The sequence below is a fragment of the Candidatus Magnetominusculus dajiuhuensis genome (assembly GCF_046044395.1).
In the GTDB taxonomy this organism is placed as follows: domain Bacteria; phylum Nitrospirota; class Thermodesulfovibrionia; order Thermodesulfovibrionales; family Magnetobacteriaceae; genus Magnetominusculus; species Magnetominusculus dajiuhuensis.
This window is the reverse complement of sequence record NZ_JBJUSG010000082.1, coordinates 1-17,253: the sequence shown is the minus strand read 5'-3', so window position 1 is coordinate 17,253 and position 17,253 is coordinate 1. Positions and strand designations below refer to the sequence as shown.

The window sequence follows — 17,253 nt, the reverse complement described above, 5'->3', positions numbered from 1 at the left end:
ATAGGACATTTCTATTTTGGTAAGAATAGGACATTTCTACTTTGGTACGACAAAGGTTATGGCCGTAGTTGTTAATAAACTCAAGGGTATATTATAATAGCCCCACGATTGCAGCACTCAAGGAGGCAGCAGATGGATTTAATCAAGTTTTTGACGTCAATCAGGCAGTTTGAAGATTTAACCAAAGAAGAAATTGAACATATTGCACAAAGCGCCGAGACTGTCGAATACAAAAAAGGTGCCGAGATCAAAAGGCGGGGCGAAATCGGCAGGTTTCTGTGGATTGTTTACGATGGAAAAGTTGATATAGTTCTAAACGACGACGAGGGAAACAGAAGACCTATCGCCTCTTTAGCGCGCGGTGAGATATTCGGAGAGATGTCCATTCTTACCGGAGAACCCTCGGATGTTGATGTCACAGCGACAGACAAATCCACGCTGGTTCGTATCCCAAGAGAAGAGGTATCGGCAATATTCGCTAAGAATCCTAAGACCCTTTCGAAGTTTGCCCAGACCATTACAAAACGTCTGGTCAGGAGACAGACCGAGACCGCATGGGATGAGGTGAGAGAGAGGGCAATAAAAGTAAACAATGACCCGTATGACCTTGATTTTTCATCCGCGGTTGACCCGATAAAAATCCTTGTGGTTAACAGCCGCAGCACCTCTCTGAAATATACGCTGTTTAATACGGCCTACAGCGTACCGCTGGTGGATGGCCATATTGAAAAGATCGGCTCAGAGGATTCCTCTCATGTGATTCACTCTCCACTTGGCGGCATGGAGCAGCGGCAGTACCTTCAGGATATACCGGCGGCCTTAAAGTCCATGATAGACGCCATCTCCGACCCCAAAAAGGGATATATAAAAGATATTGAAGATATAAAGGCCGTAGGCCACAGGGTTGTCCACGGCGGAAACATATTCTATAATTCGGTAGTGATAAATGAAGACGTAATAACCTGCATACGCGGGTTTGGCATCCTGGCCCCCCTGCACAATCCATATAACCTGGCAGGGATTGAGGCCATGATTAAGCTCATTCCCTCGGCTGTCCACGTAGCGGTTTTCGATACGGCGTTTCACAGAAATATGCCTGAACACGCCTACCGGTATGCCCTGTCAAAGCGCCTCAACGAGGATGATGCCATACGCAGGTATGGGTTTCACGGGACAAACCACAATTTCGTCATGTTAAAGGCTGCCGAGTTCTTAAAGCGCCCCGTTAAGGAACTCAAGATAATATCCTGCCATCTGGGGCACGGCTCCTCAGTATGCGCCATAGACCACGGCAGAAGCATTGACACCAGCATGGGTATGACACCGCTTGAGGGGCTGATAATGGGAACCCGAAGCGGGGATATTGACCCCGGTGTGCTCATCTATTTGATGCAGTTAGGCTACCTGCCCGAAGAGCTTAACAGGATATTAAACAACGAAAGCGGTCTAAAGGGCCTGTCTGGTGTAAGCGCCTACATGACTGACATACTCACGGCGGCGGAACAGGGAAACGCGATGGCCGAAAACGCCATCAGGATGTTCTGCTACAGGGTAAAAAAATACATCGGGGCATATATCGCGGCGTTGGGGGGCCTTGACGTCTTAGTGTTTACGGGTGGCATTGGAGCCGGTTCTTATGAAATAAGGGCAAGGGTATGCCAGGGGCTTGAGGGCTTCGGAATCACCCCCGACAGCGAGTTGAACAAAATGAACAGACCTCTGACCATGCAGGTGGAGGACGTCTCGGACGAGAAATCAAGGGTAAAAATCCTCATAATCCAGCCTGATGAGAAGAAGATGATAGCCAGAGAGACCCTGCACGCGATGGGCAGGTTTCAGTCATCAAAGAGCAGAACCGAAGACTACAAGAACATGCCCATACCGATTAATGTCTCGGCACACCATGTACATCTAACCCCCGCGGCATTTGAGCAGTTGTTTGGCCCTGGCATGACACTTACGCCGAGGGCGCCGTTAAGCCAGCCCGGGCAGTTCGCCGCCGAGGAAACGGTAAATCTCCTCGGCCCAAAGGGCAGGGTAGATAAGGTCAGAATACTAGGTCCATTCAGAAAGGACTGTCAGGTGGAAATCTCAAGGACAGAGGAGTTCAAGCTCGGGATAGACGCCCCTGTCAGGGACTCAGGGGATATAGAAGGCACACCGGGCATTACGCTTGAGGGAACGGGCGGACGGTTATTAAAGATGGAAAAAGGCGTCATATGCGCCCGAAGACATATACACATGTCAACAGAGGACGCCCTGCGCTTTGGCCTGAGGGACAAGGATGTCGTGCTTGTCAAGATAAAGAGCAACAGGGAGCTGATATTCGGGGATGTGTTGATAAGGGTCAACCACGACTTCAGGCTCGACATGCACATAGACACAGACGAGGGAAACGCAGTGCAGCACTCAGTGGGCATGACAGGCTATATAGAAGGCATCCAGGCAAGGGCGTTTATGTAAGCGCCGCAAGGTTGCCGCATCCTAAGGGTAATGCTCTCAGTCTGTTAAACACCAGGATTAAAGATGGTGCACGGTAAGCACGGCACCATCTTCACATAAACCTAAAAACGGCAGTTACGTGTCAAAAGCACCTGGCATAAGTGCAAAATAAAATGGTTAATCGGGTGGTTTTTGTAGAATTAGTCTAAAAGCGCATGTGATAATATGTACTATGAATCTTCCTGTGTGTGCGGCTCCACATCTAAACTTATCATAAACTCTGCCCCATCCCCAACGTTTCTGACTGTCAGGGTGCCGCCCATGTTCGTCTCTACTATTGTTTTTGACATGTAAAGTCCAAGTCCCGTGCCTTCCTGTCCCTTTGTCGAAAAGTAGTGGTCAAAGATTTTACCTATTATGTCTTCTGGAATGCCGCCGCCGTTGTCCCTTATTGAGATTATTATTTTATCTCTCTGTTCACTATTTTCGATGGCTATTTCTATCTGTCCGCGCGTTGGCGATGAGGCGCTGTTGTCTCTCTTAGAACTGATGGCGTCCTTTGAGTTATTCAGGATGTTGAGTATTACCTGCTTAAATTCATTTGGATATCCCTCTGTAAACAGCAATGCGTCGTGGACAGATTTTATGGAAACATCCACCCTGGCTTTCACAAACACCTGTTGAAACATTGAGAATATTTCCTCTATGTTCTTTTTCACGTCGAAGCGTAGTTTCATCTTTGACGGCTTGAAAAAGTTCTTGAAATCGTCTATCGTCTTTGACATAAAGTTTATCTGATCCATTGTTATATCAACGACCTGTTTTATAGATTTCTCGTCAAGCTCTCCGAAGTCATACGCATCCTTTAAATCCTGCACGTTTAAACCTATGGCATTAAGAGGCTGCCTCCATTGATGCGCTATTAGTCCTATCATCTCCCCCATCGCCGCCATTTTTGACTGCTGAATGAGCATCTGCTTCTGATATACAATCTTACTTATTCCATCTTCCACACGCTGCTCCAGTGTCCTGTTTAACTCCAACAGTTCCTCTTCCAACTGCTTGCGCCGCGTTACGTCCATGACAAAGCCATGCCAGATGACCGAGCCGTCCCCCTCGCGCTGCGGCATCGCGCTGTTGAGCGCCCAGCGTGTCGTGCCATCGTCAAATACCAGTAGCGCCTCGTAATGCCAGTGTGTAAGGTCGGTAGCCGATTTTCTGATAGAGGCAAGGAAGTCGTCGTGTTCGTCCGGGTGCAAGACGGTGAAAACCCTTGAGGCGTCATCGCGAACTTCCTCCGGGGTGATTCGGTATATATCACGAAAGGCTGCGCTGGCATAGGGAAAACAACTGCTTCCATCCGGGTGCAATCTGAATTGGTATATGGCGCCGGGGACATTGTCTGAGATGTTCTGCAGGAGGTTCATGGTTAGTTCTCTCTGTGCCTGCGCCCTCTTGCGCTCTACCATCTCGTTTAACAATTCCGCGTTAGTTTCTATTAATTCACTGGTTTTCTCCCCGACAAGTTCATTGAGGTGGTCTTGGTGCATTCTTAACTCTTTGATCATCTTGTTAAAGGAATCGGCCAAAACGCCAACCTCATCGTCGGATTTGATATCTGCAGAGGCAGAACCGGAACCTTCGGAGATTTCCTGAGCAACCTTACACAGCGTCTTTATAGGCTCGACGACTTTTAACGATACCCTGCGTGATACATAGAAGGAGATTAATAACAGGATGACAACAGAAAGCGGCGCGGCTATCTTAAGTATCATCCTCTGCCTGTAAGTTTTTTCGCCGGACATCGCAACCACAATGACTCCTGTTCGGCCATTATCAAGCTCCATAGGTTTGGCCGCGACATAACACCTTACCCCGCCAATCGCCATCTCTTTATCTATTTGCCTTTGCTGTGTATTTACCTTGTTAATCAATGTCTTGAGATTCGAGTCCGAAAATACGCTGTTATTCATAATAGTAGTAGCCTGTGGGAGGTCGCCGTTATAAACAATAATTTCTACTCCAAATTCATTCTTCATGTGCGTCAATAAGTCATAATCCAAATGCTTGGTAACCTCTAAAACTCCAACAAGTTCACCTTTTGCCCTGATTTGCGCAAGGGCAGCAAACTCTATTCCATCTTCATCGCCTATTGTGGCGCTTACATCTTCCCCTTTGAGTACACGTGCCAGCATATCTTTATTAACTCCGCGTTCACCTTCCAGCGGCTCCCTGAAGTACCCATCCGCCAGCATTAATCCTTCGTGGTCATAAACTCTAATGTCGCTCGCTGCCAACAGGGCCTTTAGATTTGGCAGTTTGCTTAACAGGGCTTTTCCGTCCCTAAGTTCGGCCATTTTCACCAGCCCCCCTTCTGTGGCGGCTTGGCGGACGCTATCAAGAAGCCGCTGTTCTGAAAACTCAAACTCCTCATGAATTCCCTTGAGGCCGCTGGCGAGCATCAATGCAAAACTTTCACTGATCTGTCTTTCCATTATCGTCATGCAGACTATAATTATAATTAAAGCTGGAATTATAATCAGTGGAAGAAAATTTATCAGTATTCTGTTTTGTAATTTTTTCATTGGCACGTGTAATTTTTAAGTGACAGAGGAATAAATAAGCCCTTGTTGTATTTCATTTTTCCATAATAGCAGATTATCTCCTGACCATCTACGGATGTGATAAAATCAATAAACTTCATGGCCGCTTCAAAATTCACACCGGCAACCTTCGCCGGGCTGACGGCTATAACGCCGTAAGGATTAAATAATTTCCTGTCTCCTTCCATGACAATCACGAGGTTCAACTCTCCCTTGTTAAAAAGGTAAGAACTTCTGTCTGCCAAACAATACGCCTTTCTTTCTGAGGCCGTTCTGAGCATCGAAAGCTGGTCTTTACTATCAGATAAATACCACTGGCCTGACGGTTTTATGTCAAGCAGCTTCCAAAGGCTCTTTTCTCTGGCATGTGTGCCAGCATTCTTTCCTCGTGAGATAAAAAGGGCTTTTTTGTCCGAAATCGCCTTAAAGGCCGACAGTGCGTCCTTTTCCTCTTTTAAATGTATAGGGTCATCGGGCGGGCCAAGTATTATAAAGTCATTATACATGACATCCTTCCTGTTGATGCCATAGCCCTCCGATACGAATTTATCCTCTTCCTCTCTTGAATGGACTAAAACAACATCAGCAAAACCATCTCTGGCCTTCTGAAGAGCCTCGCCGCTTCCACTTATGAGTATTTCCACGTTGATTCCATACTTCTTCTCAAAAACAGGAATAAGCCTGTCCAGCAGGCCGGACTCAACGGTGGTCGTGCTGGTGGCAAGCCTCAAGGCCTGCCCATCTGTCTTTTGCGATGATTTGTCTGACTGCTTCTGGCAGCCGCAAGCAACTATCACCGCAACCAAAACAGTTATTGCAGCTTTGATATAACCTTTACAATATAGCCATGCAGATAATCTCATACCCGCCCTTTCTTTGCATCTGCCATGTGTTAATTGTAACATTTTTCACCTGATAATGGAAAAAACTTTTCTGTTGAATGCGTTTGCCCTGCACCGCATGTTGACATATAATTAGTTTTCTGGTACTGTAAAGACATGAGTGTGATAGCGATACCTCGTTCGATAAGAGAGCGCCTTGGGGATGAGGCCAGCGAAGACTTCGCCACCCTTATCAACGATATAGACTTAGGTGCCAGAAAAGACGCTATTGCTATCGCTGCGGAGCGGTTTGAACGCCGTCTTGTTGAGGAATCAGGCAAGCTACGGATTGACATTGGTAAAGTCAACGAGCGCATCTCAGAGGAATCAGGAAAGCTACGGGTTGAGATAGGTAAAGTCGACGAGCGCATTTCAGAGGAATCAGGAAAGCTACGGGTTGAGATTAGTAAGGTCAACGAGCGCATCTCAGTTGAGATAGGTAAAGTCAACGAGCGCATTTCAGTTGAGATAGGTAAAGTCAACGAGCGCATTTCAGAGGAATCAGGAAAGCTACGGGTTGAGATTAGTAAGGTCAACGAGCGCATCTCAGAGGAAACTGGCAGACTACGGGCGGAGATTGCCAACTGCAAGGCTGAAATAATCAAGTGGATGTTTCTTTTCTGGATAGGCCAAACTGCCGTCATGGTCGCCCTGTTTAAATTCTTTGCAGTTAAATAGCCCACTTGCCTATAGTACTTAAGACAGTCTGCTTACTGGTATTGTCCAACGTCTTTATGACGTTTGCGTGGTACGGGCACCTGAAGAGCCTCAGAGGGAAGGCCTGGTATGTGGCCGTAGTAGTAAGCTGGTCAATAGCCCTCGTAGAGTATATCTTTCAGGTGCCTGCCAATAGAATCGGCTATGATAAGATGAGTTTATCTCAACTGAAGATGCTCCAGGAGGTGATTACCCTTTCAGTGTTCGTTCCCTTTGCCATATTTTACATGGGTCAGCCTTTAAAGCTGGACTACTTATGGGCGGGGTTGTGTCTCTTAGGGGCGGTGTATTTCATATTCCGGTACTGAGGTAAATTACATCAGAGAAATATCTTATAAAATCCATTCAGTATGTCGGCGGGCGTCGGGGGGCAGCCCGGTATATAGACGTTTACCGGAATAACCTTATCAATGCCTCCTAGTGAGGCATAGGTCTCTCCGAATATGCCGCCATTACAGGCGCAGTCCCCAACGGCAATCACTATTTTGGGTGCTGGCGTGGCGTCATATGTCCTCCTCAGGGCTATTTCCATATTTATTGCTACCGGCCCTGTAACGAGTAAGATGTCGGCAAACCTCGGTGAGGCTGTAAAATGTATACCCAATCTCTCGCAGTCGTAAACGGGATTATTTATGGCATGAATCTCAAGTTCACATCCATTACAAGAACCAGCGTCCACCTCCCTTACCGTCAAACTCCTCCTGAAACACTTCTTTACGGTGTCCTCTAAGTTGATTCCTTTGGTCTTGATATTGGGGTCGTCAACCTGAGGGGTTTTACCGGTAACTATGCCGGTGCGGAGTATTTGGCGCAGGATTCTAATCATAAATCATGCCCCGAATATGATTGGTTAAAGCTCTTGTTGCAAATCGGGAAGTCAGGGACGATGTTGCCCTTAATGGCCTGTTCAAGCGCTAACCAGTTTACGCTGGACGGGTCTCTGACCATGCACCTGTTTATCTGTCCACGCTGGCCGGCCTGCAGCCAGTAGATTATCTCACCCCGCCAGCCCTCTACCGCCGCAAACCCCGTTGTATCAGGCAACACAGCGCCGCACTCAACGGCTATCGGGCCAACGGGTATCTTAGCAAGGATACTGCGCATGATACTCATAGACGCCCTTATTTCGACTACCCTCACCCACACCCTCGCGTGAACATCCCCCGCAACAAGCACCGGAGAGTCCACCCCAATTGAATCATACGGAGGAAAAGGGTTGTGAACCCTGCAGTCCACATTTAAACCACTGGCGCGGGCAACTACCCCTACCGTACACAGCTCTCTTGCCAATTCCGATGTGAGTATGCCCGTGCCACGCACCCTGTCCTCAAGCGAGGAGCTCTCTTCATAAATACGAACCAGCCTGTGGAAATCCCTGTCAAGAAAATCCAGCTCGGACAGTATCTCTATTTTTGCCGTTAAATCTATATCAACAGTCACACCACCGGGGATAACCTTGTCCATCATAAACCTGTGCCCAAAGAGCCTATGGTTAGTGGCAAGCATGGCCTCCTTAAGCCTTGAGCACTGATATAACATAAAGGCAAAGGCCGCGTCGTTACAGATAGCCCCAATATCTCCAAGATGGTTGGCAATTCGTTCGCGCTCAAGAAACAGCGCCCTGAGCCACTGCGCCCTTTCAGGCACATGGCAGTGTGTCATTGACTCAAGGGCCATACAGTAGGCCAATGAGTGCGCCACTGTGGTATCACCCGACACGCGCCCTGCTAATCTAACGGCCGTCTCCCACGCCATCGCCTCAAACCTCTTCTCTATCCCCTTGTGGACATAGCCAAGACGCTCTTCAAGGTTTACTATGGTCTCACCAACCGCCTGAAACCTGAAATGCCCGGGTTCAATTATACCAGCGTGAACAGGGCCAACCGGAATCTCATATACGCCCTCCCCCCCGGCCCTAAGCCATGCGTACTCACCATCATGGCGCGCCATACGCGTTGAGGCGTCAAATGATTTTCTCAGCGGCCACGCGTCCTGTGGCCAGTCCTCAAATTTAATCCATGGCCTGTCGTCAGGATGCCCGACAGGGGTAACGCCCATAAGGCTACGTACCTGGCGTTCAAATCTATAAGCAGGCACAAAGTGTTTGACAAGGCTTGGAAACTCCGGGCTATCCGCGGACAATTCAGACTTCACTATCAGGTATTCACTGCTATGCCTGAAACAGGCGTAAATGCCATAACCCCTGCCTGAGTTAGTATCGTCAGTAGTCCACTCCGCACAAAGGAATGCGTATGATTCCTTTAGCGTCCTTGCCGCCTCCGCAAACATCGCCACCGGCACCGTAAACGTAACCGGCTCTCTGTGCCCATCTGGCTTTATATCATCGCCAAACACGGCCCTCAGTGCCGTTTCTAATCTCTTCATTTCAATAACTCCACCGCCGCCTGAAACCACTTATTAAGGAACCCCGGTATGTAAAAAGCCAGGACAAGCACCATGGCCATGTGAAAGATAACCGGCGCGCGGGCTGTTTTGATCGGTTCAAAGTACGAGGGCATATCCCCTGACACCATATATTGCACCTTTCTGAGAAGTCCGGCAAACGCCACAGCCAGTCCGATAAGTATAAAAGGCGCCAACAGCGGGACGTCTTTTATGGTAGCGGTCAATATCAGAAATTCACTGGTGAAAATCCCAAAGGGCGGCATACCGGCAATTGCCATAGCGCCCAACATCAGTGACCAGCCAACGAAGGGATCCCCCTGAAACAATCCCTTTATCCTTGCGATTTCCTGCGTGCGGTGCATCTGGCAGGCGTGCCCTACCGTAAAAAATATAGAGGACTTCGTAAGGCTGTGCATCAGCATATGCAACAGTGCGCCAAAAGTGGCGATAGAGCCTCCAAGGCCAAAGGCAAACGTCGCGATTCCCATATGCTCAATAGACGAATATGAAAACATACGTTTTATATCTTTTTGTCTGAGAATGGAAAATGAGGCGACCACGATGGAGACAATCCCAAAACCCATCATAATGTTTCCGGCATAATGTGTGTGCGTTGAGCCATCCACAAGCACCTTACACCTGACAAGGGCATACAGGGCGATATTCAGCAAAAGCCCTGACAGCACCGCCGATATTGGCGTGGGGCCTTCGCTATGTGCGTCAGGGAGCCAATTGTGCAAAGGGACAAGGCCAACCTTTGTGCCATATCCCACGACAAGAAAGACGAAGGCAAGCGAAAGAACAGTCGGCTCAAGGCTGCCGCTTACACCGATAAGGTTTGTCCAAAGAAGTGCCTCCCCCCCCTCTCCTATGACCTTCTCGGCGGCAAAATACAGAAGCACGGTACCAAAAAGGGCCTGGGCAATACCAACGCCGCAGAGTATAAAATACTTCCACGCGGCCTCAATGGCATTAGGCGTACGGTAGAGCGAGACAAGAAGCACTGTGGATAAGGTAGCGAGTTCCATTGAAATCCACAACACCCCTATGTTGTTGGTCAGAAGACACAAGAGCATGGCAAACATAAACATCTGAAACATTGCGTGATAAAACCGCATTCGCACATGCCCGACCCGCCCGTGTTCCCTCTCTCTTTGCATATACCCGCGGCTAAAGACGGCCGTGGTCATTGAGACAAAGGCGGTTAACACAGACAGATATACGCTGAAGGCGTCAACAAAGAAGAATTTCCCTCCGGCTATAATCGGCCCATGTTTGTAAACCTCAATGGCAAGGGCCACCGCGGCCATCAAAGTCAGAAACGAGCAAAAAATATTTATAGTGGGGGCAAACCTCCTGTCACCAATAAAGGCCAAAATCAGGGCTGCCACAAATGGCGTTATAATAAGCACCAGTAGTATCATGCCACGTTTCTCACAGTGTCAGTTATCCTCCCTCAGGCTTTCCATCTGCTCCACACTCAGGCTGTCAAATGTGGTGCTGATATGAAAGAAAAATATACCGAATATAAAGGCGGCAATCAGGACATCAAGGGCAACTCCGAGTTCCACAACCAGAGGCATACCGTATGTCGCACTGGTAGCAGCAAAAAAAAGTCCATTTTCCATCGCCAGAAATCCAATTATCTGGGTAACGGCATGTTTCCTTGTAATCATCATAAGCAGACCTATCATAACCGTTGCAAGGGCAACCGCAAGCGTGGAACGGGTTATGAGAGTGGACATCTCCCTGACAGGGGCGGTAAGATGATAGGAAAAAATCACAAGCGCAATCCCTATCAACATCGTCGTTGGTATATTGACGATTGTCTCCACCTCTTTTCTGATCTTAAGACGCACCACAAGGACATGCAATATATACGGCAGCAGGATTACCTTTATTGACAGCGTTAAGAGCGACGATATATAAAGGTGGTGTTTGGAGGCCACAAAGCCGACAACCGCCGTGTTTATTGAGAGAAACAGCCCCTGCCACGCGAATAATGTAACCAAACTATTTATCTTTCTCTGCGACAGCATCGCAAAGGCCGTCAGCAATACCAACGCCGCCAAAAAACTATTCACCTGTGCCAGCACTTGTAAGTTCATATCACTCCAGGATAAAAAAGGCAATCACCCCAAGGGTTGCCATTAAAAACGCCGCCCCAAGGAATTCAGTTAATCGGAATAATCTCATCTTCGCAAGCCCCGTCTCTATGGCCACCAAAACAATCCCCGCAACACCAAGCTTTATAACCATAAGAAACACAGATGTCGCAATATCTCCCGCATTATCCGTGACCGCAATTCCCCACGGCAGGAAACACGCAATCCCAAGTGTAACGAAGAGAAAAAATCTTATCATAGCCCCCCACTCAATAAGCGCAAGGTGCCTGCCCGAATACTCCAGAATCATGGCCTCGTGTATCATAGTCAACTCAAGGTGTGTGGAGGGGTTATCAACCGGAATCCTGCCGGTCTCGGCAATAACCACAAAGAGAAAGGCTATGCCGGCAAACACAATGGACGGCCTCAATACAAGGGCACCACTTGCAAACGCGCGGGCTATGTGAAGCAGAGACGTTGAGCGCCCGGCCAGAGAAACGGTAAAAATAGCCATCAGTATGGCAGGCTCTGTAAGAGAGGCCACCATCATCTCACGGGAGGCACCCATCCCCCCAAACGCCGTCCCTATGTCCATCCCCGCCAATGCCATGAAAAATCTGGCGGTTGCAAAAATCGCTATTACCACAATAATATCGGCACTGGGGGCCAAAAACAGGTTCATCGAAATTATCGGCACCACACTGCCAACGACAACAGCGCTGCCAAACACCAAATACGGCGTAAAGCGAAATATCCACGAGGCATTGTCTGCGATGACCACATCCTTGACGAACAGTTTTGCGATATTTCTGTATGGCTGCATAACCCCGGCAGATGTCCTCCCCTGCGTCCAACACTTAAGCATATCCACCCATCCCGCAAAGGCAGGGGCCAGCGCAATGACAACTATGGCCTGTAAAATCTCTATGAAGATTAAATTCAACGCCTTCATAACAGGGCCAGCAGGACGATTATTGTCACAAATGAATATATAAGATACACATGTATCCGCCCATGCTGAAGCATACCGGCCTTTCTGGATAGCAAGACGACCCTATCAATAACAGGCCTGTAAAGCCAACCCCAAAATCGGTCTCTCACGCGAAGATAGTACTGCGAGTTCTCGGGGAATGTTGGGTGTTGGCGTTGCGGGGTAAGGCGTATCTGTTCTTTTATATCAAACAGAAAACCAAATATCCTGCGAAAAGGCATTGAAAAAGATACCGCGTTATATTGCATTTTGGGGGTAAGTTTCTTAAATCCACAATCCCATACCGGTACCCTGCTTATGTTGCCCGGCTTGACATGGAGCAATACATAGGTTACCGCACATACCGCAACAATGCCGATAAGGACAAGCGGCCCTGAGTAGGAGGCGCGTTCAGGGTCAACAGGTGTAAGCCACATCCAGCCGTACACCCCCGACGTGGTAACGAGCCTTGCATTTAACAGACTTTCAGAAATAGCATCCATCCAGTTTATAACAATGGCCGGCAGAACTCCCAGACATAGACAGGCCAGTGACGCAAGGCTCATCCCTGCGCGCATAGACCATCCGGCCTCAGTTACGACATGTTGGCTATGGCCGCGCCAGTTCCCCAAAAATATGACCCCAAAGACCTTTACAAAACAGGCGGCCGCCAGGGCGCCGGTTAAGGCAAGCAGGGCTGCCCCCAGTGGGATAAGGAGTTTCATCATCGGGATGGGCAGAGACGGTGACAGCAGAAACGCCTGAAAAGTCAGCCACTCAGATACAAAACCATTAAAAGGCGGCAGGGCCGAAATAGATATGCAGCCAACGAGGAAAAACGCGGACGTCCACGGCATGAGGTGAATAAGCCCCCCCATTTCATCCATATTTCTCTCGTGCGTGGCGTGAAGAACCGCCCCCGCTCCCATAAACAGCAGCCCCTTAAACATGGCGTGATTCATCGTATGGTACAGGCCGGCTATGAGGGCAAGGGCCGCCATCACAGGCAGGTGAAATGAGGTAAATATCATAGACAGCCCTATCCCTATAAGAATTATTCCTATATTTTCAACCGAATGATACGCAAGGAGTTTTTTTAAATCATGCTGCATCAGCGCATAAAGTACGCCCATAACGGCAGATACCAACCCCAGCACAAGCACCATAGTGCCCCACCACCACGGGAACACCTTTATGATGTCAAAGGTTATGCGCACTATCCCGTATATAGCGGTTTTAAGCATTACCCCGGACATCAGGGCCGAGACATTTGACGGGGCAACCGGATGCGCCTCAGGAAGCCACACATGGAAAGGTATAACGCCGGCCTTGGCCGCAAAGCCGAAAAAAGAAAGCAAAAAGGCCACAGTTGCCCACTTAAGTGGAAACTTCGCCGCCCTCATAGCATCAAAGGTATAACAACTAAAATCTTCAAAACCCGTCGTAACTCCCGCCATCACACCAAAGGACAGGAGTATCAGGACTGCCCCGATATGAGCCATTACCATGTATAGATATGCTGCCCTCCTGTTTTCACTGCGCCCGTCTTCAAACATGACCAAAAAGTATGACGACGCCGCCATCACCTCCCACGCAACCAGAAAACACAGCGCGTCATCGGCAAGGCACACCATAAGCATTGCGGCAATAAAGATGTTATAAAATACTATAAGCCTCTTCACTGGCTTGCCCGCGCCAAGGCCGCTGACATAACCCACCGAATATACAGACACGAAAAATGAAAGCAATCCAACAACAAAGATAAAAAACCCGGAAAGCTGGTCAAGCCTTAAATGAAATGGAAGTGTGGGCAACCCCAGGGGAAGCACTAACTGTTGTACGCTGTGGTCGGCAACCGCCATGGCCCCCGCTACGACACTGATGAAGGAAGCCAGCGCCGACACTGAAAAAGACATACGTATCAACCGCTGCCGGTCATTGCCGATTACCACAACAAACACCACAGGTATGATAAACGCGACGACCGGGATTATTGATAATTCAATGGGGGAAATCATCAGGATAATTCTGCCGTCACAGAGATAACCTGCCGAATATCTCGGCCTCTTTTTTAAATAGGATATGGGTGATTACATCCCTGGGCAATTCCTGCTTTACGATAGATAACACCTCATCGTCTTTCAAAAGTCTCAACAGGACTGACTGAATCCTTAAAAAACGCCGTTCACTCTTTGGAAAGATAAAAAAGAGTGTACTCACATCTTCTTTATCAAGGGCATCAAAGGGCATCGGTTGCTCCAGATGGCACAGCGCAATATAGGAATCATAGGTAAACGAGGCGAATGTCCCCGGATGAGGGACAGCAATGCCATGTCCAACGGCGGTTGAGCACAAACCCTCTCTCTCCATGATAGGGGCCAGGAGCTTACGCGGGGCAATGTCAGGTATCCTTGTGCGGATATGGTTAAGACAATTTAATATAACAGCTTGTTTTTGCCCAATTGGAATATTGTAGTAAACCCCCCCCCGCTGTATGAACTCAGCGATGGAAATTATCTCCTCGTCCTCAGAAGAGGGCTCATCAATACCGGCCTTCTTAGAAAATGACCTGTTATCCTCAAGCCATGAGGTGATCTCATTCCTGTCAAACCGCCATTGGCCACCTACTCTGAAACAGGGGATTGTGTCATTTTGTATCATCCGGTAGATAGTTTTATCGGAAACATTTAAAAGTGTGGCCACATCTTTTACTGTCAGGTTCATAATGTCCTCAATTGTCTCTTTTTGTCATAAATCGTCCTCAATTGTTATTGTATGTTACAACCTGTCTATGCTACTGTGTTGGATTATCGTTTGTCAATAGATTTTTTTGGTTTTGTCGTACCAAAGTAGAAATGTCCTGTTTCAGCGACGGGGGGCTGACGCTTAGCTTTTATTTATCTGGCAGCAGGTTAGTATTGCTGAGCGGCCTTATCAGAATGTGCCGTAATACCCCTACCTTCAGGTATGGGGATATAAGGCATGTCGTTGGCGTAGTTGCTCCGCGATTGTAGAGTTTGCAATTAGATACCTCCATGTTGTATAATACGTGATGCCTAAGGATATTCAACTTAAAGCCAATAATAACATTGTGTATTCCTGTAAATACCATGTTGTCTGGTGTCCAAAGTATAGACGTAAAGTTCTTGTCAATGAAGTTGCCGATAGGCTGAAACAGCTTGTTGAGCAAAAAGCATTGGACGTTAGAGCGGAAATCATTGAAATGGAAGTCATGCCAGACCATGTACACCTTCTTGTTGATATAGACCCGCAGTTTGGCATCCACAAGTTGATTAAATTGATTAACCTAGAAAAAGCAGTTGAATTATGACATAGGGAAAAAATAATATATAGGACGAGGAGTTACGGCAAAAAAGAGAAGCAGGAGAACTCACCCAATGGGAGAAGGACAAAACAAAGGAGAATTGAAGAAAAGTTATGGTATCAGTGTGGATACATATGGAGGAAAAGTACACGTAGAATGGAATCCAGAAGCGGCAGTAACGCCATTAGGACAGCTTCCATTTTTCATTAATTTTATCAAGGTAAGCGGATTGTATGATGCGTTCATAGAGGAATGTCCGCTTCAGTACGGTAGCTCTAATGCGCCGACCAAGGAAGATGTACTGGGCACATTGTTGTTATCGGTATTAGCGGGTCAAAGACGGTATGCCCACATAACGGCGATTCGTAGTGATGGAGTAAATCCAAGTTTATTAGGAATGACAAAGGTAGTAAGCGAGGACTCAGCGAGGCGTGCTTTGAAGGGTATGGATGAGCAGCAAGGAGTAGAGTGGTTGGAAACTCAATTATCGAGGGTAACAAGGCCAGCCTTGTCTATTGGTCCGTGGATACTGGATGTAGATACCACGGTAAAGTGTCTCTATGGCAAGCAGGAAGGAGCGGTAGTTGGGTACAATCCGGTCAAACCTGGCCGTCCCTGCCATAGCTATCACAGCTATTTTATGGCAAATACGCGTTTATCTCTGACGGTAGAGGTTAACGCAGGGAATCATTCCAGCTCCCACCATGTTGCCCCCGGTTTGTGGCAACTTATTGAATCGCTGCCTGAAAATAAGAGACCTGCATTCATTCGGGCAGATGTGGCCTTTGGTGTAGAGCCTATATTAGCTGAGGCAGAGGCTCGCGGCATCCATTATTTGTCAAAGTTGCGTCTTACCAGTAATGTAAAACGGCTTATTAAAAAGCTGTTTAACTCTGACAGCTGGGTAGATGCAGGATATGGGTTTAGTGGGACAGAGGCGGTATTACAATTATCAGGTTGGAGTAAAAGTCGGCGTGTAATCGTAATTCGCAGGGAACTGATGGGGGAAGTGGCCATGGTTGACGGTAACACTCCAGAGCAGCTTGACCTTGCGTTTGTTGAAACTCTTGACAAGGTTAAGCGCTATGAATACGCAGTGCTGGTGACGTCTATGCAGGACGAAATACTGACTATTGCTCAACACTATCGTGATCGTGCTGACATGGAAAATTGTCTTGACGAGTTAAAAAACCAATGGGGCTGGGGAGGCTACACAACGCATGATATTAAACGCTGCAGGATGATAAGCCGTATAGTTGCACTCATATACGACTGGTGGTCTATCTTTGTTCGTCTTGCCAATCCCACTAAACACCATGAGGCACTTACCAGCCGCCCTCTGCTTCTCCATGCAGTTGCGAAACAAACAAAACATTCTGGACAGACCAATATTACCATCACGAGCACTCACGCCCGGGCAGGTGACGTGCAAGTCGTTTTGATAGCATTGGCGGCCTTTCTCAAGAAACTAAAAACATATGCGGAGCATTTGAATACTGCAGAAAAAATGAAGATTATTATCACATGTGCTTTTAGACTAATTCTACAAAAACCACCCGCTCAACCATTTTATTTTGCACTTATGCCAGGTGCTTTTGACACTTAACTGCCGTTTTTAGGATTAAAGGCTATAGCTCCAGAATATTGCGGCAAGAGTTTAGACATCTCAAAAGCAGACTTCCTTCGCTTTGGACAAATAGCTATTTTGTTGCCACAGTGGGTGGTGCTCCATTGGCTTTAGTCAAGCAGTAGTAAGCGTCTAAATAACTACACCCGTTGATTTCCCTGCGAGGGCATCCCTATC

14 protein-coding genes and 1 pseudogene are annotated in these 17,253 nt (G+C 47.8%); 6 read left to right on the top strand and 9 right to left on the bottom strand.

Annotated elements, in window-relative coordinates:
* Positions 1-132: 132 nt before the first annotated feature.
* A complete protein-coding gene (locus AB7D94_RS11575) occupies positions 133-2,463 on the top strand; it encodes an acetate/propionate family kinase (protein ID WP_420266039.1) in 2,331 nt (776 codons plus the stop codon).
* A gap of 209 nt (positions 2,464-2,672) precedes the next feature.
* Here AB7D94_RS11575 and AB7D94_RS11570 read toward each other — a convergent pair whose 3' ends face one another.
* Both AB7D94_RS11570 and AB7D94_RS11565 read right to left on the bottom strand, forming a co-directional pair.
* Positions 2,673-4,937: a sensor histidine kinase gene (locus AB7D94_RS11570; protein ID WP_420266038.1), complete on the bottom strand. Its 2,265-nt coding sequence runs from the start codon at positions 4,935-4,937 to the stop codon at positions 2,673-2,675.
* Positions 4,938-5,023: 86 nt separating this feature from the next.
* Positions 5,024-5,908 carry an ABC transporter substrate-binding protein gene (locus tag AB7D94_RS11565; protein WP_420266037.1) on the bottom strand — a complete coding sequence of 295 codons (885 nt, stop codon included), beginning with the start codon at positions 5,906-5,908 and terminating at the stop codon, positions 5,024-5,026.
* Between the two features lie 135 nt (positions 5,909-6,043).
* On the opposite strand from AB7D94_RS11565, the gene AB7D94_RS11560 reads away from it, so the two are divergent.
* A complete protein-coding gene (locus tag AB7D94_RS11560; protein ID WP_420266036.1) occupies positions 6,044-6,604 on the top strand; it encodes an LA_3696 family protein in 561 nt (186 codons plus the stop codon).
* A gap of 5 nt (positions 6,605-6,609) precedes the next feature.
* The gene (locus tag AB7D94_RS11555) at positions 6,610-6,951 is read left to right on the top strand and encodes a DMT family protein (RefSeq protein ID WP_420266035.1); all 342 of its coding nucleotides are present in this window, start codon (positions 6,610-6,612) and stop codon (positions 6,949-6,951) included.
* Between the two features lie 11 nt (positions 6,952-6,962).
* Here AB7D94_RS11555 and AB7D94_RS11550 read toward each other — a convergent pair whose 3' ends face one another.
* Genes AB7D94_RS11550 through AB7D94_RS11520 form a run of 7 tightly spaced genes read right to left on the bottom strand, consistent with a single transcriptional unit; the run spans position 6,963 to position 14,848 of the window.
* Positions 6,963-7,469: an NADH-quinone oxidoreductase subunit B family protein gene (locus tag AB7D94_RS11550; RefSeq protein WP_420266034.1), complete on the bottom strand. Its 507-nt coding sequence runs from the start codon at positions 7,467-7,469 to the stop codon at positions 6,963-6,965.
* Positions 7,466-9,028, bottom strand: a complete 1,563-nt coding sequence (locus AB7D94_RS11545; protein ID WP_420266033.1) for a hydrogenase large subunit — start codon at positions 9,026-9,028, stop codon at positions 7,466-7,468. The genes AB7D94_RS11550 and AB7D94_RS11545 overlap by 4 nt, the downstream gene beginning before the upstream one ends.
* Positions 9,025-10,473 carry a hydrogenase 4 subunit F gene (locus tag AB7D94_RS11540; protein WP_420266032.1) on the bottom strand — a complete coding sequence of 483 codons (1,449 nt, stop codon included), beginning with the start codon at positions 10,471-10,473 and terminating at the stop codon, positions 9,025-9,027. Before AB7D94_RS11540 ends, AB7D94_RS11545 begins: the two co-directional genes overlap by 4 nt.
* Positions 10,474-10,491: 18 nt before the next feature.
* Positions 10,492-11,157, bottom strand: a complete 666-nt coding sequence (locus AB7D94_RS11535) for a formate hydrogenlyase (RefSeq protein ID WP_420266031.1) — start codon at positions 11,155-11,157, stop codon at positions 10,492-10,494.
* Position 11,158: 1 nt separating this feature from the next.
* Entirely contained in the window at positions 11,159-12,106 is a 948-nt protein-coding gene (locus AB7D94_RS11530) for a respiratory chain complex I subunit 1 family protein (RefSeq protein ID WP_420266030.1), read from the bottom strand.
* Positions 12,103-14,142, bottom strand: a complete 2,040-nt coding sequence (gene hyfB, locus AB7D94_RS11525; RefSeq protein ID WP_420266029.1) for a hydrogenase 4 subunit B — start codon at positions 14,140-14,142, stop codon at positions 12,103-12,105. Before hyfB ends, AB7D94_RS11530 begins: the two co-directional genes overlap by 4 nt.
* A 16-nt stretch (positions 14,143-14,158) precedes the next feature.
* Entirely contained in the window at positions 14,159-14,848 is a 690-nt protein-coding gene (locus AB7D94_RS11520; protein ID WP_420266028.1) for a helix-turn-helix domain-containing protein, read from the bottom strand.
* 328 nt (positions 14,849-15,176) lie between these two features.
* On the opposite strand from AB7D94_RS11520, the gene tnpA reads away from it, so the two are divergent.
* The 3 genes and pseudogenes from tnpA to AB7D94_RS11505 form a co-directional block, all read left to right on the top strand.
* Positions 15,177-15,455: an IS200/IS605 family transposase gene (gene tnpA / locus AB7D94_RS11515; RefSeq protein WP_420266027.1), complete on the top strand. Its 279-nt coding sequence runs from the start codon at positions 15,177-15,179 to the stop codon at positions 15,453-15,455.
* 67 nt (positions 15,456-15,522) lie between these two features.
* Positions 15,523-17,055, top strand: a complete 1,533-nt coding sequence (locus AB7D94_RS11510) for a transposase (RefSeq protein WP_420266026.1) — start codon at positions 15,523-15,525, stop codon at positions 17,053-17,055.
* Positions 17,056-17,069: 14 nt separating this feature from the next.
* Positions 17,070-17,201: pseudogene (locus AB7D94_RS11505) on the top strand (IS200/IS605 family transposase); the annotation flags it as partial.
* Positions 17,202-17,253: the final 52 nt, after the last annotated feature.

Bases quoted from the DNA above. Each gene is read 5' to 3' on its own strand.
- AB7D94_RS11575 (WP_420266039.1), top strand. From the start codon at position 133: ATGGATTTAATCAAGTTTTTGACGTCAATCAGGCAGTTTGAAGATTTA.
- AB7D94_RS11570 (WP_420266038.1), bottom strand. From the start codon at position 4,937: ATGGAAAGACAGATCAGTGAAAGTTTTGCATTGATGCTCGCCAGCGGC.
- AB7D94_RS11565 (WP_420266037.1), bottom strand. From the start codon at position 5,908: ATGAGATTATCTGCATGGCTATATTGTAAAGGTTATATCAAAGCTGCA.
- AB7D94_RS11560 (WP_420266036.1), top strand. From the start codon at position 6,044: ATGAGTGTGATAGCGATACCTCGTTCGATAAGAGAGCGCCTTGGGGAT.
- AB7D94_RS11550 (WP_420266034.1), bottom strand. From the start codon at position 7,469: ATGATTAGAATCCTGCGCCAAATACTCCGCACCGGCATAGTTACCGGT.
- AB7D94_RS11545 (WP_420266033.1), bottom strand. From the start codon at position 9,028: ATGAAGAGATTAGAAACGGCACTGAGGGCCGTGTTTGGCGATGATATA.
- AB7D94_RS11540 (WP_420266032.1), bottom strand. From the start codon at position 10,473: ATGATACTACTGGTGCTTATTATAACGCCATTTGTGGCAGCCCTGATT.
- AB7D94_RS11535 (WP_420266031.1), bottom strand. From the start codon at position 11,157: ATGAACTTACAAGTGCTGGCACAGGTGAATAGTTTTTTGGCGGCGTTG.
- AB7D94_RS11530 (WP_420266030.1), bottom strand. From the start codon at position 12,106: ATGAAGGCGTTGAATTTAATCTTCATAGAGATTTTACAGGCCATAGTT.
- hyfB (WP_420266029.1), bottom strand. From the start codon at position 14,142: ATGATTTCCCCCATTGAATTATCAATAATCCCGGTCGTCGCGTTTATC.
- AB7D94_RS11520 (WP_420266028.1), bottom strand. From the start codon at position 14,848: ATGAACCTGACAGTAAAAGATGTGGCCACACTTTTAAATGTTTCCGAT.
- tnpA (WP_420266027.1), top strand. From the start codon at position 15,177: ATGCCTAAGGATATTCAACTTAAAGCCAATAATAACATTGTGTATTCC.
- AB7D94_RS11510 (WP_420266026.1), top strand. From the start codon at position 15,523: ATGGGAGAAGGACAAAACAAAGGAGAATTGAAGAAAAGTTATGGTATC.